The organism is Mesoflavibacter sp. CH_XMU1404-2 (assembly GCF_037029465.1).
Lineage (GTDB): Bacteria > Bacteroidota > Bacteroidia > Flavobacteriales > Flavobacteriaceae > Mesoflavibacter.
Genome location: NZ_JAYMEM010000026.1, coordinates 427,818 through 448,497 on the forward strand (window position 1 = coordinate 427,818; position 20,680 = coordinate 448,497).

At 30.6% G+C, this 20,680-nt stretch carries 23 protein-coding genes; 12 read left to right on the forward strand and 11 right to left on the reverse strand.

All coding sequences use genetic code 11. From position 1 onward, the window contains the following. Nucleotides 1-531, forward strand: coding sequence for a hypothetical protein (locus WA327_RS10390; protein WP_336069447.1), 531 nt, complete (start codon nt 1-3; stop codon nt 529-531). Nucleotides 532-586: 55 nt separating this feature from the next. Continuing rightward, on the forward strand, nt 587-3,220 hold the full coding sequence (locus tag WA327_RS10395; RefSeq protein ID WP_106677838.1) for a DNA gyrase/topoisomerase IV subunit A: 2,634 nt from the start codon (nt 587-589) through the stop codon (nt 3,218-3,220). Here WA327_RS10395 and WA327_RS10400 read toward each other — a convergent pair. The 3 genes from WA327_RS10400 to WA327_RS10410 form a co-directional block, all read right to left on the reverse strand. Continuing rightward, nucleotides 3,207-4,004 carry a TerC family protein gene (locus WA327_RS10400; RefSeq protein WP_336069450.1) on the reverse strand — a complete coding sequence of 266 codons (798 nt, stop codon included), beginning with the start codon at nt 4,002-4,004 and terminating at the stop codon, nt 3,207-3,209. The genes WA327_RS10395 and WA327_RS10400 overlap by 14 nt on opposite strands. 2 nt (nt 4,005-4,006) lie before the next feature. After that, the gene (locus tag WA327_RS10405; RefSeq protein ID WP_027878954.1) at nt 4,007-4,378 is read right to left on the reverse strand and encodes a hypothetical protein; all 372 of its coding nucleotides are present in this window, start codon (nt 4,376-4,378) and stop codon (nt 4,007-4,009) included. A 99-nt stretch (nt 4,379-4,477) separates the two neighbouring features. Further along, nucleotides 4,478-4,900, reverse strand: a complete 423-nt coding sequence (locus WA327_RS10410; protein ID WP_336069452.1) for a helix-turn-helix transcriptional regulator — start codon at nt 4,898-4,900, stop codon at nt 4,478-4,480. Between the two features lie 313 nt (nt 4,901-5,213). On the opposite strand from WA327_RS10410, the gene WA327_RS10415 reads away from it, so the two are divergent. After that, entirely contained in the window at nt 5,214-6,350 is a 1,137-nt protein-coding gene (locus WA327_RS10415; RefSeq protein WP_336069454.1) for a M14 family zinc carboxypeptidase, read from the forward strand. 73 nt (nt 6,351-6,423) lie between these two features. After that, complete coding sequence (locus WA327_RS10420) at nt 6,424-6,903, forward strand: winged helix-turn-helix transcriptional regulator (protein WP_336069456.1); 480 nt, start codon at nt 6,424-6,426, stop codon at nt 6,901-6,903. A gap of 59 nt (nt 6,904-6,962) precedes the next feature. On the opposite strand, the gene WA327_RS10425 is transcribed toward WA327_RS10420, so the two are convergent. Together WA327_RS10425 and aroB are read right to left on the reverse strand one after the other, a co-directional pair. After that, nucleotides 6,963-7,280: a hypothetical protein gene (locus tag WA327_RS10425; RefSeq protein ID WP_336069459.1), complete on the reverse strand. Its 318-nt coding sequence runs from the start codon at nt 7,278-7,280 to the stop codon at nt 6,963-6,965. An 86-nt stretch (nt 7,281-7,366) separates the two neighbouring features. Continuing rightward, nucleotides 7,367-8,431 carry a 3-dehydroquinate synthase gene (aroB, locus tag WA327_RS10430; protein WP_336069461.1) on the reverse strand — a complete coding sequence of 355 codons (1,065 nt, stop codon included), beginning with the start codon at nt 8,429-8,431 and terminating at the stop codon, nt 7,367-7,369. 89 nt (nt 8,432-8,520) lie between these two features. Here aroB and WA327_RS10435 point away from each other — a divergent pair, with 89 nt between their 5' ends. After that, nucleotides 8,521-9,696: a proline dehydrogenase family protein gene (locus WA327_RS10435; protein ID WP_336069462.1), complete on the forward strand. Its 1,176-nt coding sequence runs from the start codon at nt 8,521-8,523 to the stop codon at nt 9,694-9,696. Here WA327_RS10435 and WA327_RS10440 read toward each other — a convergent pair. The 6 genes from WA327_RS10440 to WA327_RS10465 form a co-directional block, all read right to left on the reverse strand. After that, nucleotides 9,693-10,073, reverse strand: coding sequence for a hypothetical protein (locus WA327_RS10440; protein ID WP_336069465.1), 381 nt, complete (start codon nt 10,071-10,073; stop codon nt 9,693-9,695). The genes WA327_RS10435 and WA327_RS10440 overlap by 4 nt on opposite strands. Nucleotides 10,074-10,138: 65 nt before the next feature. Beyond that, nucleotides 10,139-11,338, reverse strand: coding sequence for an alanine dehydrogenase (locus WA327_RS10445; protein WP_336069467.1), 1,200 nt, complete (start codon nt 11,336-11,338; stop codon nt 10,139-10,141). A gap of 58 nt (nt 11,339-11,396) precedes the next feature. Continuing rightward, nucleotides 11,397-11,732 carry a hypothetical protein gene (locus WA327_RS10450; RefSeq protein WP_336069468.1) on the reverse strand — a complete coding sequence of 112 codons (336 nt, stop codon included), beginning with the start codon at nt 11,730-11,732 and terminating at the stop codon, nt 11,397-11,399. Between the two features lie 154 nt (nt 11,733-11,886). Then, a complete protein-coding gene (locus WA327_RS10455) occupies nt 11,887-12,033 on the reverse strand; it encodes a hypothetical protein (protein WP_336069470.1) in 147 nt (48 codons plus the stop codon). 167 nt (nt 12,034-12,200) lie between these two features. After that, entirely contained in the window at nt 12,201-12,614 is a 414-nt protein-coding gene (tsaE, locus tag WA327_RS10460) for a tRNA (adenosine(37)-N6)-threonylcarbamoyltransferase complex ATPase subunit type 1 TsaE (RefSeq protein ID WP_336069473.1), read from the reverse strand. 27 nt (nt 12,615-12,641) lie between these two features. Continuing rightward, nucleotides 12,642-14,195 (reverse strand): PglZ domain-containing protein, encoded by a 1,554-nt coding sequence (locus WA327_RS10465; RefSeq protein ID WP_336069475.1) that lies wholly within the window; start codon nt 14,193-14,195, stop codon nt 12,642-12,644. Between the two features lie 37 nt (nt 14,196-14,232). On the opposite strand from WA327_RS10465, the gene WA327_RS10470 reads away from it, so the two are divergent. The 7 genes from WA327_RS10470 to WA327_RS10500 are packed head-to-tail and all read left to right on the forward strand — an operon-like array spanning nt 14,233 to nt 20,656. Beyond that, the gene (locus WA327_RS10470) at nt 14,233-15,462 is read left to right on the forward strand and encodes an HD domain-containing protein (RefSeq protein ID WP_336069477.1); all 1,230 of its coding nucleotides are present in this window, start codon (nt 14,233-14,235) and stop codon (nt 15,460-15,462) included. A 25-nt stretch (nt 15,463-15,487) separates the two neighbouring features. After that, nucleotides 15,488-16,516 (forward strand): UDP-3-O-(3-hydroxymyristoyl)glucosamine N-acyltransferase, encoded by a 1,029-nt coding sequence (gene lpxD / locus WA327_RS10475; protein WP_336069478.1) that lies wholly within the window; start codon nt 15,488-15,490, stop codon nt 16,514-16,516. Continuing rightward, nucleotides 16,503-17,915 carry a bifunctional UDP-3-O-[3-hydroxymyristoyl] N-acetylglucosamine deacetylase/3-hydroxyacyl-ACP dehydratase gene (locus tag WA327_RS10480; protein ID WP_336069481.1) on the forward strand — a complete coding sequence of 471 codons (1,413 nt, stop codon included), beginning with the start codon at nt 16,503-16,505 and terminating at the stop codon, nt 17,913-17,915. Before lpxD ends, WA327_RS10480 begins: the two co-directional genes overlap by 14 nt. A 3-nt stretch (nt 17,916-17,918) precedes the next feature. Further along, complete coding sequence (lpxA, locus tag WA327_RS10485) at nt 17,919-18,704, forward strand: acyl-ACP--UDP-N-acetylglucosamine O-acyltransferase (protein WP_336069484.1); 786 nt, start codon at nt 17,919-17,921, stop codon at nt 18,702-18,704. A gap of 22 nt (nt 18,705-18,726) precedes the next feature. Then, complete coding sequence (efp, locus tag WA327_RS10490; RefSeq protein WP_336069485.1) at nt 18,727-19,293, forward strand: elongation factor P; 567 nt, start codon at nt 18,727-18,729, stop codon at nt 19,291-19,293. A gap of 23 nt (nt 19,294-19,316) precedes the next feature. After that, nucleotides 19,317-20,252, forward strand: coding sequence for a UDP-3-O-(3-hydroxymyristoyl)glucosamine N-acyltransferase (locus WA327_RS10495; RefSeq protein ID WP_336069487.1), 936 nt, complete (start codon nt 19,317-19,319; stop codon nt 20,250-20,252). Further along, nucleotides 20,252-20,656 carry a nuclear transport factor 2 family protein gene (locus WA327_RS10500; RefSeq protein WP_336069489.1) on the forward strand — a complete coding sequence of 135 codons (405 nt, stop codon included), beginning with the start codon at nt 20,252-20,254 and terminating at the stop codon, nt 20,654-20,656. Before WA327_RS10495 ends, WA327_RS10500 begins: the two co-directional genes overlap by 1 nt. The last annotated feature ends 24 nt before the right edge of the window (nt 20,657-20,680 follow it).

Below are 20,680 nucleotides of genomic sequence, written 5' to 3' on the forward strand. Positions count from 1 at the left end.
ATGAAATATAAAGCTATATTAAATTTATTATTTGTTTTATTATTATGTTTTAATTGTTCTTCTAATGATGATAACATAACTAATGAGGCTCAAAGTTGTACAAAAACAATTACCATACCGCAGTTTTATATTCTTGACGGAGCATCTTACAGCTATAACACAGAACAAGAAGTACCTTGTGATTTTCCAGAGCCAACTGATGCAGAACAAATAGAACCTCAAAAATTAGAAGACTTTAGCTATAATGTAATTCAGTTTGAATACACACAAGACACAGGTAATAATACGTCTAGATTACAATTTGAAATTCAATTAAATAACCTTAGCGACCAACCAGTAGAAGGTATACAAAGAATAACTATTAATTCAGATAATATCCAATTTTCAACTAATTATGGCATAAATTCTTGTACATCAATTGATGCAAATTCAAGTTGTGTTATTACATATGATGTTGAAGAGCCGCATTCAACAGGTATATCAAATACTTTTGAATTGATAGATGTAGAATATTATTTAACTATCGAATAATTAAAACTTATATTTAAGTCTAAATAAATAATTTCCTTTAGACAGGAATAACAATATGGCAGAAGAAGAAAACGAAGACTTAACAAACGACCAAAACCAAGACGCTAACGAAACCATTACCAGGATTACTGGTATGTATAAAGAATGGTTTTTAGATTATGCGTCTTATGTTATTTTAGAACGTGCAGTACCAGCAATAGAAGATGGTTTTAAACCAGTGCAACGTCGTATCATGCACTCCATGAAAGACTTAGATGATGGTCGTTACAATAAAGTAGCTAATATTGTTGGTCATACCATGCAGTATCATCCGCATGGAGATGCCAGTATTGCAGATGCTATGGTACAAATTGGTCAAAAAGACCTGTTAATTGATACACAAGGTAACTGGGGAAATATCCTTACCGGAGATAGCGCAGCAGCATCACGTTACATCGAAGCGCGTCTTTCTAAATTTGCTTTAGATGTAGTTTATAATCCAAAAATTACCGAGTGGCAAGCGTCTTACGATGGTAGACGTAAAGAACCAATCAATCTACCAGTAATGTTTCCGTTATTGTTAGCGCAAGGCGGGGAAGGAATTGCGGTAGGATTATCAACAAAAATATTACCGCATAATTTTATAGAGCTTATCGATGCGTCTGTCAAGCATCTTCAAGGTAAGCGTTTTACAATTTTACCAGATTTTCCAACTGCAGGTATTGCAGATTGTGGCGATTATAATGATGGTATGCGTGGCGGAAAAGTGCGTGTACGTGCAAAAATTTCGCAATACGATAAAAACACTTTGGTAATTACCGAAGTACCTTTTGGTACAACAACATCGTCGTTAATAGATTCTATCTTAAAAGCGAATGATAAAGGTAAAATCAAAATCAAAAAAATAGAAGATAATACTGCTGCAGAAGTAGAAATTTTGGTGCATTTACCGTCAGGAATTTCACCAGATAAAACTATAGATGCACTTTACGCATTTACAAATTGCGAAATCTCTATTTCGCCATTAGGCTGTGTGATTGAAGATAACAAACCGTTATTTATAGGTGTTTCTGAAATGTTACGTCGTAGTACAGACAACACAGTTCAGTTATTAAAACAAGAATTAGAAATCAAACTTAACGAGTTTGAAGAGCAGTGGCATTTTGCATCGTTAGAACGTATTTTTATAGAAAACCGTATCTATCGTGATATTGAAGAAGAAGAAACTTGGGAAGGCGTTATCCAAGCGATAGACAAAGGACTTCAACCACATATAAAACATTTAAAACGTGCCATTACAGAAGAAGATATTGTACGTTTAACCGAAATTAGAATTAAACGAATTTCTAAATTCGATATCGATAAAGCGCAACAAAAAATCGATGCTTTAGAGGATCAAATTGCTGAAGTTAAACATCATTTAGCTAACCTAATAGATTACGCAATAGCGTACTTTAAACGCTTAAAAGAAACATATAGCGAAGGTAAAGAGCGTAAAACAGAACTACGCGCTTTTGAAGATGTAGATGCTACAAAAGTGGTGATTAGAAATACAAAACTTTACGTAAATAGAGAAGAAGGTTTTATTGGTACATCGTTAAGAAGAGACGAGTATGTTTGCGATTGTAGTGATATAGACGATATTATTGTGTTTACTGCCGAAGGTAAAATGATGGTCACTAAAGTAGATAGTAAAACCTTTATCGGTAAAAATATTATTCACGTTGCAGTCTTTAAAAAGAAAGACAAGCGTACTATTTACAATATGATTTATCGCGATGGAAGCAAAGGACCTTCGTATATCAAACGTTTTGCCGTAACTTCCATGACTAGAGATAAAGAGTACGACTTAACTAATGGAAATAAATCGAGTAAAGTTTGGTATTTCTCTGCAAACCCTAATGGAGAAGCCGAAGTCATTTCGGTATTTTTAAGACAAGTTGGAAGTATTAAAAAACTTAAATGGGATATAGATTTTGCAGACATTTTAATAAAAGGTCGTGCAAGTAAAGGTAATTTGGTCACCAAATATGCTATCAAAAAAATAGAATTAAAAGAAAAAGGTGTGTCTACGTTAAAACCACGTAAAATATGGTTTGACGACACAGTACAGCGTTTAAATGTAGACGGTAGAGGAGAATTGTTAGGTGAATTTAGAGGTGAAGATCGACTATTAGTAATCAACCAACGTGGTTATGTAAAAACTATAATTCCAGAAGTAACAGCGCATTTTGATGACGATATGATTGTTTTGGAAAAATGGATACCTAAAAAGCCAATTTCTGCAATTTATTATGATGGCGATAAAGAACGTTACTACGTAAAACGTTTTTTAATTGAAAACGAAAGCAAAGAAGATTTATTTATATCAGAACATCCAAAATCACAATTAGAAATTGTGTCTACCGATTGGAAACCTATGGCGGAAGTAGAATTTACTAAAGAAAGAGGTAAAGATAGAAAGGAAAATCTTCAAGTTAATTTAGAAGAATTTATAGCAATTAAAGGTATAAATGCACTTGGTAATCAATTAACTAAAGATAAGGTTAACCAAATAAGTCTTTTAGATCCTTTACCTTATGAAGCGCCAGAAGACGTTCCAGCAGATACCATTGATGTAATAGACGAAGAAGATGTTTCTTCAAAACCGTCAGAAGATTTAGAAGAAGGAAGTAACCTTGATGATTCCGGTCAACCTACACTTTTTTAGTAGGTTTTTTGCTTATTTTCTGATTCAAAAATTCGACAAATAAAGAAAATGCAATAGCAAAATATAGATATCCTTTAGGTATTGCACCAACTTTTTTATCAAAGAAAGTTGTGTGAGATAAATGTCCAGCTTCTGTAATTAGCATAAATCCAATTAAGATTAAAAAAGAAAGCCCAAGTATTTGTATACTTGGGTTTTTGTCTATAAAACGTCTAATTTTATTAGCGAAACCAATCATTATTATTATTGAAATAACAACCGCAATTATCATTAAAATTAAATTATAATTGTGATTATCTGATAAACCATTAGTCATACCAACAGCTGTTAAAATAGAATCTATAGAGAAAATAAAATCTATAATTAATATTTGTATAATAGCTTGTTGAAACGATTTTATAGCTTTTCCTTTAACTTCATCTTCATCATGTTTTGGATCAGAGACTTTTTCTCTTATTTCAGAAGTACTTTTATAGATTAAAAATAATCCACCAGCAAATAAAATTATGGCTTGCCAGCTTAACTCTAAATGCATCCAATTTAAATCTAAAGTATAAAAAGGCTTAGATAAACCAACTAAAAAAGAAACAAAAAACAAAAGGATTATTCTTTGTACCATTGCTAATAATAATCCAATATTAGTAACCTTACCACGTTGTTCTTCAGGAAGTTTATTTGCAGCGATAGAGATAAACACAATATTGTCTATTCCTAAAATTATCTCTAAAAATGTAAGCGTTAGTAATGCAAAAATAGCATCACTAGAGGTTAAAAACTCTATCATGTTTATTGTTGTTTATAAGCTATACCTTTTTGTTTTTTAGATTCGCCAACATAAGAATATTCAAAGGTATAAGTAGAATCTGTTGTGGTTAATATTTTTAAGTGAATATCTTTTTGCTCTGCCATACTCTTTGGATTTATGGTTTTAAAAATAACTTCGCAATTATTAATCCATCGCAAAGAAGAACTATCGGTTTTACCTTCGTAAGTTTCTACTTGTAGCGTATCATTTCTAAAAAATGTAGACTTATACAGTTTATCATTAATGGTTACTTCACTAGTAAATTTACCTGTTTTAAAATCTTTACAATTTCTTTCAACCTGATAACAACTAAATAGACTTAATGTTAAAAGCAAAAGGATAAAATGTTTCATAAAAAAATATTTACTACAAAATTACAAAACTAGCTTATTAAAATCGTATAATTTCTCACCTACTTATAACTTTCGTATTTGAAAATTTTATGGACTTACTTACGAATTCTCAAAATTTTGAAAACTACCATCTTTATAAAAAATAACGATACGCTCGATTTCTTTTTTTGAATGTTGTTGAATTTGAGAAATTGAAGTCGAATTTGTTTCCGTAGTTTTTTCTTCAACTTCAGAAAATAAATTTTGAGATTCTGGTCGAGGAGGAATTTCAGATTTTATTTCTGTAGAATTTTTTTCAGCAGGAAAATTTCCTTTTCCATTTAATAGCCAATACAATTCTACTTCAGGAAAAGAGGAGAGTACTTTTAAAACAAATTCTAAACTTGGTTTATTTCTACCAGAAAGTATGTGCGAAATGCTAGAGCGTTGCACACCAATTTTTTCGGCAAAAGAAGAGGCGCTTTCACCGTAATAATCTATGACTTTTTGAAGTCGTTTAGCAAATTCTGTATTGTTTATCATGTTGATACAAATGTAAACAAAGTGTTTGGAATTTCAATGTTACAATTGTAAAAAAATAGTTAATAATGTAAAAGCAACGGTTATAAATCGTCTTTTGTTATTAAATAATTACTTTAAATATAAATATACAAATAACTGAAAATAAATATTCTAAAGTTTTATAATGATATTGTATATGACTTTGGGTAGTAAAGTGAGTATTTTAATATTAAAACGCATAAATATGTTTACATAAGTAAATTACAAATGTAAATTTAAGTGTTTACAATTGTAAAATAAAGATTGTTTACATTTGTAACGTATAATAATTACTATGACAATCACAGACTTAAATACTTGGTATAAACAGAGTAAAGAATCTTCTTTATTTGGTAGATATATTCACTTAAAAAACATTGCTCCTTTAATCAATAATTTGCCATCTAATTTTATTACTGAAGTTATTGGGACTTCTGTTTTAGGTGAAAATATTTATTCTATAACTTTGGGTAATGGGCCTAAAAAGATATTAATGTGGTCACAAATGCATGGCAACGAGTCTACAACTACAAAAGCCATTTTTGATCTATTAAATGGCTTTAAAAGCTATTTTTTAGAAGACATATTAAAGAATTGTACCATCAAAATAATTCCAATGCTTAATCCTGACGGTGCAAAAGCCTACACAAGATTAAACGCTAATAATGTTGACTTAAATAGAGATGCGCAAGATTTATCACAACCAGAAAGTAAGGTATTATTAGACTGTTACACTGCTTTTAAACCTCATTATTGCTTTAATCTACATGGTCAGCGTACTATTTTTAGTGCTGGTAACACCAATAATGTAGCTACTTTATCCTTTTTATCTCCTGCTGAAAATAAGGAAAGAGACATTACATTGACTAGAAAAAAAGCTATGGAAGTTATTGCGGCTATCAATAACACAATGCAAAAACAGTTATCTGATCAAATAGGACGCTATGATGATGGTTTTAACGCTAATTGCGTTGGTGATAGCTTTCAAATGAAACAAACGCCTACAATATTATATGAAACAGGTCATTATAAAAATGATTATGACAGGGAAGAGGTTAGGCGTTTTGCTTATCAAGCTTTAGTAGCAGGCTTATCTTACATTGCAAATAATGATATTACAGGAACAAATTATAAGCCTTATTTTGAAATACCAGAAAACCAAAAGCTATTTTTTGATGTCATAATTAAAGAAGCTTTAGTTGAAGGTGAAGTTTGCAACATTGCTATTCAATATCAAGAAAAATTAATAGATAAAAAGCTTCATTTTGTACCAAAAGTTGAAAAAATTTTTAAAAATGAAAGTTTTTTCGCTCATAAGTGGATTGAAGCCAATAAATTAGAGATAAAAACAGTAAAAAAAGAAGCATTGTATATAGGATACGAAAACGATTTCGTATTGATAAATAATGTGAAAAAATCATTAAAAGCTTAAAAATCTTTGTTTAAAATAAAGAATAATCAAAGATTTTGTACTATTTTTGCTTAAAATCTATTAATTCAATAAAATGGCAAAGTTTAAATTAGACGAAATTGATCATCAAATTCTTGATATGTTAATCGATAACACAAGAGTTCCTTTTACAGATATCGCTAAAAAATTATTAATCTCTGCTGGTACGGTTCACGTACGAGTAAAAAAGATGGAAGATGCAGGTATTATTAAAGGGTCTTCTTTAACTTTAGATTATAAAAAATTAGGGTATTCGTTTATAGCATATGTTGGAGTGTTTTTACAAAATACATCTCAAACTACATTTGTTTTAGAGCGTATTAACGAGATACCTTTTGTTACTGTAGCTCACATTACAACAGGAAAATTTAATGTTTTCTGTAAAATTAGAGCAAAAAACACAGAGCATGCAAAGGATGTTATCTTTATGTTAGATGATATTGAAGGTGTTTACAGAACAGAAACGATGATTTCTATGGAAGAAAGTATTAACGATAAAAAACGTTTAATGCACAGTATTTTTAATGATATGTAGTTTTATATATTAGTAAAAATTAAAAAAACGCTTTAATTAATTTTAATTAAAGCGTTTTTTTATTCCTCTTCATTAATCAAAACAATATCGTTGTTTAAAGTTGTATTTTCATTAAAATCCATAACAATATGACCATCGTCATTGGTTTCAAAATCTAAGCTTGCATCAAAATTAGTCATAGTGTAGTGAAGTTTACTGCTGACTTTTACTAGATAGATTGCATCTTTGGTTTTAACTTCTATAGCTTCAATAGAATGATTGTGATGATCCTCAAATTTGATAATATCATCATCTCCATAACCGTCAGGAAATTTTTCAGTAAGTAATTGTAGTACTTCTGGTGTTAATTTTTTGTAATCGACAATAACTTTTTTCATACCTAATAATTTAATAATTAAGAGGTTAGTGTAGTCATGTAAAAAGTAAATTACTTAAAATTACGATTTATTTTAATACAAAAATGTTAATTGTTATAAAATTCAAAAGAATTGATTATCAGTTTTTTGGAAGCTTCTTGATTGATTTTGCAGTTTCCGATTTTTTCAAGAAGAACAAATTTTATAACACCATTTTCATTTTTCTTGTCATGCTTCATTAATTCTATAATATTTTCAAAATCAGAAGTTTCAATTTTAGGATGACCAAAAGTTTTAGTTAATAACGATTTAATTTCATTTAAAGATTCTGTATCTAAACCTAATATTTTATGCGATAAATAACTTTCTAAAATCATCCCAATAGCTATAGCTTCTCCGTGCAACAAAGCCTTTTCTGGTTGGTTTAAATAATAAGATTCTATAGCGTGACCAAGTGTATGACCAAAGTTTAAAGTTTTTCTTAAATTTTGTTCTGTAGGATCTTGTTCTACAATCTCTTTTTTCACTAAAATGGAGTCAAAAATTAATCGATCTAAATCTTCAAGTGTAAGTTTAGATAAGTCTTGTAAATCTTTGTAATGCTTTGGGTTATTTATTAATCCATGTTTAATCATTTCAGCCAATCCAGAACGCATATCGCGCTGTGGTAAACTTCCTAAAAATGAAGTATCAATTAACACCATAGTTGGTGTTTTTATAATCCCTATTTGATTTTTTAAAGCGCCAAGATCTACACCGTTTTTACCACCAATTGATGCGTCAACAATAGATAATAAAGTGGTTGGCATATTTATAAAATCAATACCACGTTGGTAACAACAAGCTACAAAACCACCTAAATCTGTCACAACGCCACCACCTAAATTAATCATCAAGCTTTTTCGGTCTGCACCAAGTTCGCTTAAAGCACTCCACAAGCTAGCACAAGTTTCAAGGTTTTTAAGTTGCTCACCAGGTTCTATTTCTAAAACTTCAATTCTGGTTTCAGTTTCTATTTGAGATAAAAGTTGAGTAGCACAGAATCTATTTGTGTTACTATCGGTTAAAATAAAAATAGATGTATAGTTTTTTTTCTCAATCTGTTGGTTAAGATTAGTGTAGCAATTCTCGTTAAAATGTATGGCGTAATCTTGTGTCTGGATGGATGTCATAAATGTAAAAATGAAGTGTAAAAATAAGGAGTTTTTTAAATAAATTCTATTATACTTCATTTATATTTGTATATAATTTTTAAGTGATAATGGTAGATAAAAAACTTTTTGAAAACACTGAAGTAGCTTTTAAGTTGAAAAGCGATTCTCAGTTAGAACGTGCTTATTTTTTGTTTAAAATGATAGCTAACGAACCGTTAGTTAGAATAGGAACAGCAGCAACAAATTTTGCATTAAAAGCACATTTGCCAGTAGAAGGATTGATTAGAGCTACAGTTTTTGATCATTTTTGTGGAGGAGTAAGTGAAGAAGATTGTTTGGGTGTTATAGATAAAATGTATGAGGCTAGAGTGAGTTCTGTTTTAGACTATTCTGTTGAAGGAAAAGAAATAGAATCTCATTTTGATGAAGCGGCGCAGAAGATTATAAAAATAATTCGTTTTTGTGAAGAGAGAGAAGCAATGCCAATAGTTGTTTTTAAACCAACTGGATTTGGACGTTTTTATCTGTTTCAGAAAAAAGGTGAAGGGAAGCCATTTACAGAAGAAGAGCAAAAAGAATGGGATAGAGTAGTGCAGCGTTATCATGATGTGTGTAGTTTAGCTAAACAAAAAGATGTTGAAGTTTTAATTGATGCTGAAGAAAGTTGGATGCAAGATGCTGCAGATGAACTTGCTGAAGAAATGATGAAAACCTACAACACAGAAGTGCCTGTTGTTTATAATACGTTACAAACATACCGTCATGACAGGTTGGAATTTTTAAAAGCTTCGCATAAAAGAGCAAAAGAGCAAGGTTTTATGTTGGGCTATAAAATTGTTCGTGGTGCTTACATGGAAAAAGAACGCGAGCGTGCTGAAGAGAAAGGTTATGAGAGTCCGATATGTAAGGATAAAGCAACCACAGATGCTAATTTTAATGACTGCCTAACATATATTTTACATCATATTGATGATATTTCAATTTTTATTGGTACTCATAATGAATTGAGTAACTATATAGCTATGGAGCTTATGGAAACTTTAAATATTGATATAAAAGATAACCGAGTTTGGTTTGGGCAATTATACGGTATGAGTGACCATATAAGCTTTAATTTGGCTGCCAATGGGTATAATGTTGCTAAATATTTACCATTTGGACCTGTTAAAGATGTTATGCCTTACCTAATTAGGCGCGCTGAAGAAAATACATCTGTAGCGGGACAAACAAGTAGAGAGCTAACATTAATAAAAGAAGAAAGAAATAGAAGAAAAAACGCCTAGTCTACTATTTTTATAGATTGCAATACGGCTGTTTTTTTACAGTTTTCAACAGAAAGGATAATAGTTTTATTATCCTTTTTTTGTTCAATATGATAGATACCACAAGGTTCTTTTCTTGGTTCGCTTTCAGAAAATATAACATCTCCTTCTTTAAGGATATTTTTTATTGTGTTGGTATCTATCTCTTTATTTTGTAATAAAATTTCACTTTCAGAAGAGTATTTTAAAACTTTAGTGTTTATATCTTTTAGAACTCTAGATTCTGGACCATAATCGTATTGGCAAGAGGTGTTACTTCCGTTTAAAAAGAAAGCTAATAATACTAATCCGATTGCAAAACCACCAAGGTAATATCCTAATCTGTGAATAAATTTCATGAAGTTTAAAATTTGGGCAAAATTCGTAAAATCATTTCACTTAAATAATAAAAACAAAAACTATTTTAGAATATTAATAAGTTGATGTCGCTATGCTTTAAATCAAACCATTCACCAACTGCGCGACTAGTTAATATTCCGTGATAAAAATAAAGTCCATTTTTTAAGCCTTTATCAAAACGTATAGCGTTTTCAAGACCGCCATCATCAGCAATTTTTAATAAATATGGTGTAAAAATATTACTTATTGAAGCAGAAGCAGTTCTAGAATATCTAGCAGGAATATTAGGGACGCAATAATGAATAATATCGTGTTTTCTAAACGTTGGTTTGTTGTGAGTAGTGACTTCGCTAGTTTCAAAACATCCGCCCATATCAATACTAACATCAATAATTACAGATCCTTTTTTCATAGATTCAACCATGGTTTCTGTAACGATAATAGGTGACCTGTCTTTTCCTCTAACAGCTCCAATTACAACATCGCAACGTTTTAAAGCTTTACTTAGATATTTTGGTTGAATTGTAGACGTGTAAATGGTGCGACCTAAATTAGCTTGTAAACAGCGTAATCTGGTTATTGAATTGTCAAAGACCTTAACATTAGCACCTAAGCCTATTGCACTTCTTGCGGCAAATTCGCCAACAGTTCCTGCGCCTAAAATGACAACTTCTGTAGGAGGAACACCACTTATATTGCCAAACATTAACCCATTTCCTTGACTTGAACTACTTAATAATTCTGATGCAATTAAAACAGAAGCAGTACCAGCAATTTCACTTAAAGCTCTAACAGCAGGATATGCACCGTCTTCGTCTTTTATAAATTCGAAAGCTAAGGCTGTAATGCGTTTTGTAGCAAGTTTTTCGAAGTATTTTTTAGATTGAGTTTTTATTTGTAGTGCAGAAATAAGTGTTGTTTGCGGGTTTATTAACTCTAATTCCTCTAAAGTTGGTGGCTCAACTTTTAAAATCATTGGGCAGCTATATACTTTAGCTGTGTCTTTAGTGATTTCTGCGCCAGCTTCACTATAATCTTTGTCTGTAAAATTAGCGCCAAGACCTGCGCCAGATTCTATAAGAACACGATGTCCATTATTGATTATTGCAGAAACAGCATCTGGTGTTAAGCAAACACGCTTTTCTTGAAAAGCGGTTTCTTTTGGTATACCTATAAAAAGCTCGCTTTTATGTTTATAAACCTCTAAAGTTTCTTCTTGAGGGATAAGCTGTGCTTTAGAGAAAGGCGTAATGGATTTGGACATTGGTTAGCTAGTTTTTAAATATGAAACAAATTACGAAATAAATTGTAATTGTTTAACATTAAAAATACTGCTTAATTTTTCCCCAAAGAGATTTTGGTCTAAAGGTTAACTCGTCTTCTAATTCTTGTGTTGATTTTGTTACTGTATTTATTCTATTAAATATTCTTGCTCTTACAAGATATATTGATGGTATAATGATTATCATTACTGGAAGTAGTACAAACATTTCATTTTGATCAGCAAAAGAAAGATCGTCATCTAAAATAACAATAATTTGATATATAAACATACCTATTGGTATTAATATGGCATGATACCACCAGTGTCTGCATGTTGATATCCATATGAACATTAATAAAAGAGGAATTAATTTACTCATTAATGTCCACGCCATTACAAATGCGCTTTCATAGTACTCACTGTTATAGGTAAAAAAATAAGTGTTCCAAACCTTTTGATCTGGAACACTTACGTATGCATTAAATAATAATGGAGTTAAAGCTATAACTGTAGCAATTAAGCTTCCATATATTACTGATGATTTACTGTTACTTACCTTGTCCTGGGACTTTAATTCTGGCTTTTTCGATGCTTGTTGTTTGTTGTCCATTTAAATCAATCAGATTTGTCGCTTGTGCAGTGAATAATACACCACCAAAAATTGCTAAAGCAATTACATACTTTTTAGTTTTCATAATGTTAGGGATTTAATTAATTACCGCTAATTTATGTTGAAAACTAATAGGATTTCAAGCTAAATGTTAAAATTATGTTAAAAACCGTGTTTTTTTAATTTTTTGATGTGGTTAAAACCGTAAACAGGTCAAAAATACATTTTTTTGTTAAAAAATAAAGTAATTTTTTATTTAGTATTAATCAAATTGATACGTCTAGAATTATTATTTGTTGTTTCAAATTTTAAAATAGTAAAACTCTCTTGTAACATTGGTTTTAATAAGTCCGGCCATTCTACTAGTACATATTTATCATTATATATATATGTTTCAATTCCAAAATTATATAACTCTTCTTCGTCATTAACACGATATAAATCAAAATGATAAATAGTATCATTGTCAGTTTCATACTCATTTACTAAAGAAAAAGTAGGGCTGCTAACAATGTCTTGGCTTCCTAATTTTTTAACTAACTCTTTTATTAGTGTTGTTTTTCCAGCACCCATTTCACCTTCAAAAAGAATTATTTTTGAATTGGCATTTTCTAAAACAAAATTAGAAGCTTCTTCTATTTGATCTAATGTATATGTAAAATCCACTGTTGCAATTTTATTTGCAAAATTAATTTATTTCGGATTTAATACAACAAAAGGAATAATCATTTCTTCTAAAGAAACACCGCCATGTTGATAGGTGTTTCTAAAATGACTAACATAATGATTGTAATTATTTGGGTATGCAAAAAACAAATCACCTTTTGCAAAAATGAAAGAACTACTCATCGTAATAGAAGGTAAGTGTATTGTTTTAGGATCTTTAGCTACTAAAACATCTTTTTCTTCATAACTTAAGCTTCGACCTGTTTTATAGCGTAGATTTAAGCTTGTGTCTCTATCTCCAATTACTTTTGAAGGATGTTTAACATTAATTGTACCATGATCTGTTGTAATAATTAATTTAAAACCTAGTTGTTGCGCTTGCTGAACCATCTCTAATAATGGTGAATTTTTAAACCAACTTTGGGTTAAAGATCTGTACGCTTTATCGTTAGAGGCTAATTCTTTTACAACTTCCATATCTGTTTTTGCGTGAGAAAGCATGTCTACAAAATTGTATACTACAACTGTTAAATCGTTGTCTTTTAGTCCTTTAAAATTTTCAGCTAATTGTTTGCCGCTTTTAAGGTTGGTTATTTTGTAAAACTCATGTTTTAAATGATTTAAGCCTAATCTTTTGATTTGAGCTTCTAAAAAATCTGCTTCGTGTAGATTTTTTCCACCTTCATCTGTATCGTTTTTCCATAGATTTGGATGTAGTTTTTCCATATCAGCAGGCATTAAACCTGAGAAAATAGCGTTTCTTGCATATTGTGTAGCGGTTGGTAAAATGCTAAAAAATGCTTCTTCATTTTCCTTTTTATAATGATTAGCTACTGTTGGTTCAAATGCTTTCCATTGATCATACCTTAAATTATCAACTACTATAAGTAAGGTAGGCTGCTCTTTACTAAGTTCTGGAGCAATTTTTTCTCTGAAAAGCGTATGAGATAATATTGGTGCATCTGTGTTAGGTTGAAACCAAGTAGGATAATTTTTATCTATAAACTTACCAAATTGTATGTTAGCTTCGTTTTTTTGAGATTCTAATATTTCAAACATGCTTGGGTCTTCAATATCTTCTAGTTGAATTTCCCAATAAATTAACTTTTGATATAAAGCAACCCAATCTTCATAGCTATTAACCATAGCAAGATCCATTGCTATTTTTCTAAATTCTTGTTGATAATTTGAAGTTGTTTTTTCGCTAACCAATCTAGAATGATCTAGGTTTTTCTTCAGGCTTAATAGAATTTGATTCGGGTTAACGGGTTTTATTAAATAATCGGCTATTTTATTACCAATAGCTTCTTCCATGATATATTCTTCTTCACTTTTGGTAATCATTACAACAGGAATGGTGTCTTTTATTTCTTTTATTTCGTTTAAAGTTTCAAGACCTGTTAAACCTGGCATATTTTCATCTAAAAAAACAATATCAAAATTCTTGTCATTTAAAATTTCTAATGCTTCTGTACCGCTATTGCAGGTTGTAACATTGTAGTTTTTTTGTTCTAAAAATAGTATATGTGGTTTAAGTAAATCAATTTCGTCGTCTACCCAAAGAATATTTATATTGTTCATGTATATTTGTTATCTAATTATAATGTAAAGATTTAGTTTGAGAAAAATAAACAAACTTAAAATATTAAACGATCCAATTTACGGATTTATTACCATACCAAATTCGATAATTTTTGATTTAATAGAGCATAAGTACTTCCAAAGATTGCGACGTATTTCTCAAATGGGTTTGTCATATTTGGTGTATCCTGGTGCGCATCATACTAGATTTCATCATGCTATTGGTTGTATGCATTTAATGCAGAAAGCTGTGCAAGTACTTCGTTTTAAAGGTGTTAAAATTTCTGAAGAAGAAGAAAACGCGCTTTACATAGCTATTTTATTACATGATATAGGTCATGGTCCGTTTTCTCATGCGATGGAGCATAGTATTGTAAACGGTGTGTCCCACGAAGAAATTTCTGTGCTTTTCATGCAAAAGTTGAATGAAGAATTTAACGGCGATTTAACACTTGCAATCCAAATTTTTAAAGGAGATTATCATCGTAAGTTTATGCTTCAGTTAATATCAAGTCAGATTGATATGGATCGTGCAGATTACTTAAAAAGAGATAGTTTTTATACAGGTGTTTCTGAAGGTAATATTAATAGCGAACGTATTATTACAATGCTTAACGTAAAAGATGACGAGTTAGTTATTGAGCATAAAGGGATATATAGTGTCGAAAAATTTTTAGTCGCAAGACGATTGATGTATTGGCAAGTCTATCTGCACAAAACAAGTTTAGCTGCTGAGCAACTTATAATTAGAGTCCTAAAACGAGCTAAAGAATTAAGTAGGCAAGGTTTAAAACTGGAAGCGAGTAAACCGTTACAATTCTTTTTAAAGAATGAAATTACATTAAATGAATTTGATGATAATTGTCTTGAAACTTTTGCTAAATTAGATGATTATGATATAATTTCAGCAATGAAAGCTTGGCAACATCATGGCGATTTTGTGTTAAGCAACCTTTGCGAAATGATTGTAGATAGGCAATTGCTTAAAGTGAAAATTAAAAAGAAACCTATCAAAGAAGATTTTTTATACGCTCAAATAAATTTTTTGAAAGAAAAATATAATATTACAGAAGACGAAGCCAAATATTTTGTGTTTCAAGGCGAAATCAGTAACCAAGCGTATACCAGAAGTAAACAAAATATAAAAATTTTATATAAGTCAGGAAAGGTTGAAGATGTAGTCAAGGCTTCGGATCAATTAAACTTAAAAGCATTATCAAAAAAGGTGACAAAACATTATATATGTTATCCAAAGCAAAAACTTTAATTCATTTTTTCTATTTTTGCCAATAATGAAATTTACAGCAGAACAAATAGCTGGTATTTTAGAAGGTGTCGTAGAAGGCAATCCTCAGGTAGAGGTTTCTAAATTATCAAAAATAGAAGAAGGGGAAGAAGGTGCATTAACCTTTTTAGCAAACCCTAAATACACGCATTACATATATTCAACAAAAGCTTCCATAGCTATTGTTAATAATACATTTAAGCCAGAACAAGACCTTAGTTGTACACTAATTAAAGTTGAAGATGCTTATAAAGCATTTTCAAAATTATTAGAATATTATAATCAAGTTAAGCTAAACAAATCAGGAATAGAGCAACCGTCTTACATTTCAGAAAATGTAAAGAAGGGAGATAACATATATATTGGAGCATTTACTTATATTGGTAATAATGTAACTTTAGGTAATAATGTAAAGATTTTTCCTAGCAGTTATGTAGGTGATAATGTAACCATAGGAGATGATACAGTTGTTTTTTCTGGAGCAAAAATTTACTCAGAATCTGTAATTGGTAAGAATTGTGTGATTAATTCAGGTGCTATTATAGGTGCTGATGGTTTTGGTTTCGCACCAGATGAAAACGGAGAATACTCTAAAGTGCCTCAAATAGGTAATGTGATTTTAGAAGACTTTGTAGATATAGGAGCAGCAACTACAATAGATAGAGCTACTTTAGGATCTACAATCATAAGAAGAGGAGTAAAACTAGACAATCAAATACAAATTGCCCATAATGTTGAAATCGGTAAAAACACTGTAATAGCAGCGCAAACAGGTGTTGCAGGATCAACAAAAATTGGTGAAAACTGTCAAATTGGTGGTCAAGTTGGTATTGTAGGACATATTACAATTGGTAATAATGTAAAAATACAAGCGCAATCTGGTATTGGTAGAAATGTAAAAGACAATGAAGTATTACAAGGTTCACCTGCGTTATCATACGGGGATTTTAATAAATCATATGTGTATTTTAAAAACTTACCTAAAATAGTTAAAACTGTAAACGACTTAGAAAAACAAAATAATGGCAATAATTAATACAGACGTCAAACAAAAAACCATTAAAAGCGAAGTGTCTTTAACAGGTGTAGGTTTACATACTGGTAAAGATGTTACATTAACCTTTAAATCAGCGCCAGAAAATGCTGGTTTTGCTTTTAAGCGTATAGATTTAGAAGGTGCTCCAGTAATTGAAGCAGATGCTAACTATGTTACTAATACACAACGCGGTACTTGTTTAGAGAAAAATGGAGTAACGATACAGACTTGCGAGCATGTTTTGGCTGCATTAGTAGGTATGGGTATTGATAATGCTTTATTAGAATTAGATAATTCTGAACCACCAATAATGGATGGTTCTTCTAAGTTTTTTGTTGAAGCTATAGAAAAAGCAGGAATCGTAGAGCAAGAAGCTACTAGAGAAGTATTCGAAGTTACAGATGTTATTTCTTACACAGATGAAGAAACAGGTAGCGAAATCTTAGTTATGCCAGCTTCAGATTACAAGGTAACAACAATGGTAGATTTTGGGACTAAAGTTTTAGGAACTCAAAATGCGACTTTAGAAAGTATGTCAGATTTTAAAAATCACATAGCTTGCTCAAGAACTTTCAGTTTTTTACACGAATTAGAGTCTTTATTAGAACATGGCTTAATTAAAGGAGGAGATTTAAACAATGCAATTGTTTATGTAGATAAAGAAATTTCGCCAGAAACTATTGAAAAACTTAAAGTTGCATTTAATAAAGAATCAATTGCTGTTAAACCTAACGGTATTTTAGATAATTTAACCTTACATCATCCAAACGAAGCAGCTAGACATAAATTATTAGATGTTATTGGTGACTTGGCTTTAATAGGAACTCATATCAAAGGTAAGGTAATTGCTAATAAACCAGGACATTTTGTAAACACACAGTTTGCAAAAAAAATGTCTAAATTAATTAAAAACGAAAGACGTAATAATGTTCCAAAAGTTGATTTAAATCAAACACCATTAATGGATGTAAATCAAATTATGGACATGCTACCACATAGACAGCCATTTTTACTATTAGATAAGGTTTTTGAACTAACAGATCAATACGTTATTGGAGCTAAAAACGTAACAATGAATGAAGACTTCTTTAGAGGTCACTTTCCTGGCGCGCCAGTAATGCCTGGTGTTTTAATAGTAGAAGCTATGGCACAAACAGGTGGTATTTTAGTATTAAGCACAGTGCCAGATCCAGAAAATTATCTAACATTTTTCATGAAAATGGATAATGTAAAATTCAAACAAAAAGTAATGCCTGGTGATACATTAATCTTTAAATGCGAATTAATCACGCCAATACGTCGTGGTATTTGTCATATGCAAGGTTATGCTTATGCAAACGGTAAATTATGTGCTGAAGCCGAACTTATGGCGCAAATAACTAAAGTTAAAAACAACTAAACAATGAATCAACCATTAGCATACGTTCATCCTGGAGCCAAAATTGCAAAAAATGTAGTTATAGAGCCTTTTGCTACCATTCATAATAATGTAACAATAGGAGAAGGTACTTGGATAGGTAGTAATGTTACAATCATGGAAGGTGCAAGAATAGGGAAGAACTGTAATATTTTTCCTGGTGCAGTTATTTCTGCAGTGCCTCAAGATTTAAAATATAATGACGAAGACACATTAACTATTATTGGTGACAATGTAACCATTAGAGAATGTGTAACAATCAACAGAGGAACAACCGATAAAATGAAAACGGTTGTTGGTAATAATTGCTTAATCATGGCATACTGCCATATTGCTCACGATTGTATTGTTGGAAACAACTGTATATTCTCAAATAATAGTACGTTAGCTGGTCATATTACAGTTGGAGATTTTGTAGTCTTAGCAGGTATGACAGCAGTACATCAATTTTGTTCTATTGGTAATCACGCATTTGTAACTGGTGGATCTTTAGTTCGTAAAGATGTGCCACCTTTTGTAAAAGCAGCAAGAGAACCTTTATCTTACGTAGGTATAAATTCAGTTGGATTAAGACGTCGTGGTTTTACAACCGAAAAGATTAGAGAAATTCAAGATATTTTCAGAATTCTTTATCAGAAAAACTATAATAATTCTCAAGCAGTAGCAATTATTGAGGCTGAAATGGAAGCAACTCCAGAAAGAGACGAAATCCTTCAGTTTATCAAAAATTCTCATCGTGGAATTATGAAAGGATATTTCACATCAAACTAAAAATTCAAATTAAACTTAAATAATGGCAACAACATCAGATATTAGAAACGGTTTATGCATTAGATATAACAACGATATTTATAAAATCATCGAGTTTTTACACGTAAAACCAGGTAAAGGTCCTGCGTTTGTTAGAACAAAATTAAAAAGTGTAACTACAGGTAAAGTTTTAGATAACACGTTTTCTGCTGGACATAAATTAGAAGATGTAAGAGTTGAAACTCATAAATTTCAATATTTATATAATGATGGCGAGTTTTATCATTTTATGAATGAAGAAGATTTTACTCAAATTAGATTATCAGAATCTGCTTTAGATAGACCAGATTTAATGAAAGAAGGTGAAGTAGTAACTATTCAAATCAATTCAGAAGATAATATGCCACTTTCTGTAGATATGCCAGCAACAGTAATTTTAGAAATTACAGCAACAGAACCTGGTGTAAAAGGTAATACAGCAACAAATGCTACTAAACCTGCAACTGTAGAAACTGGAGCAACAGTTAATGTGCCTTTATTTATAAATGAAGGTGATAAAATTAAGGTTGAAACAGAAAAAGGAACTTATAAAGAAAGAGTTAAAGAATAATTTAACTCTTTTATTTTTTTAAAATGAAATTCCCAAAGTCACATACACTTAAAAAATTAGCACAATTAATTGATTGCGAGTTTGTTGGTGATGAAAATTTTGAGGTTTTAGGTATGAATGAAATTCATGTTGTAGAACCTGGAGATATTGTATTTGTAGATCATCCAAAATACTACGATAAAGCTTTAAATAGTGCGGCAACTATTATTCTTATTAATAAAGAAGTAGATTGTCCTGAAGGAAAAGCATTATTGATTAGTGATGATCCTTTTAGAGATTTCAACAAGCTAACTAATCACTTTAAGCCATTTGTTCCTTCAAGTTCAGCAATTTCAGAAACTGCTAAAATTGGAAAAAATACCATTATTCAACCAAACTGTTTTATAGGAAATAACGTGACTATTGGTGATAATTGTGTCATTCATTCTAACGTAAGTATTTATGATGATACGATTATTGGTAACAATGTTACAATTCATGCTGGTTGTGTTTTAGGTGCAAGTGCTTTTTACTATAAAAACAGACCAGAAGGTTTTGATCAATTAAAATCTGGTGGACGTGTTATTATTAAAGATAATGTAGATATTGGCGCTATGTGTAGCATTGACCGAGGTGTTACCGGTGATACAACAATTGGTGAAGGATCTAAACTAGATAACCAAATTCAAGTTGGTCACGATACCGTTATAGGTAAAAAATGCTTAATAGCTTCTCAAACAGGTATTGCTGGTTGTTGTGTTATTGAAGATGAAGTGACGCTTTGGGGACAAGTTGGTACAACAAGTGGTATTACTATTGGTAAAAAAGCCAATGTTTTAGGGCAAACAGGAGTTACAAAATCTATTGAAGGCGGAAAATCTTATTTTGGTACACCAATAGAAGAATCTAGAGTGAAGCTGAAAGATTTAGCTTACGTTAAAAGAATTCCTGAAATTTTAAAACAATTAAAAGAGAAATAATGACAGCAAAAGAGGTTGTAAAATCATTTTACAGTTTTGATTTAGCCAAAGACAATGATGCTATCAAATACATTCATAAAGATTGTTTGTTGCATTGGAATAGTAGTAAAGGCTATAGATGTTCTGATTATAAGATGATTAAAGAAAGAATTGAAACGCTAAAAAAAGCATTTCATTCTTTTAATTACAAGCTTAGTCATTTACTAGAAGATAATAATACAATAACAGCAAGATATACTGTTTATGTAACTTCAATAGAAAAACCTGATGAAGAAGAACCTTTAGCGCATTTTATTACAGTTTGGGAAGTTAAAGAAGGTAAACTTTACAGAGGTTTTGAAATAAGTCAGCTTGCAGATGAAAATTCTCAAAATTTAAACTCATTTTCTGAAATTAAAGTTTAAAAATACTTTAGAAATAGCAATCAA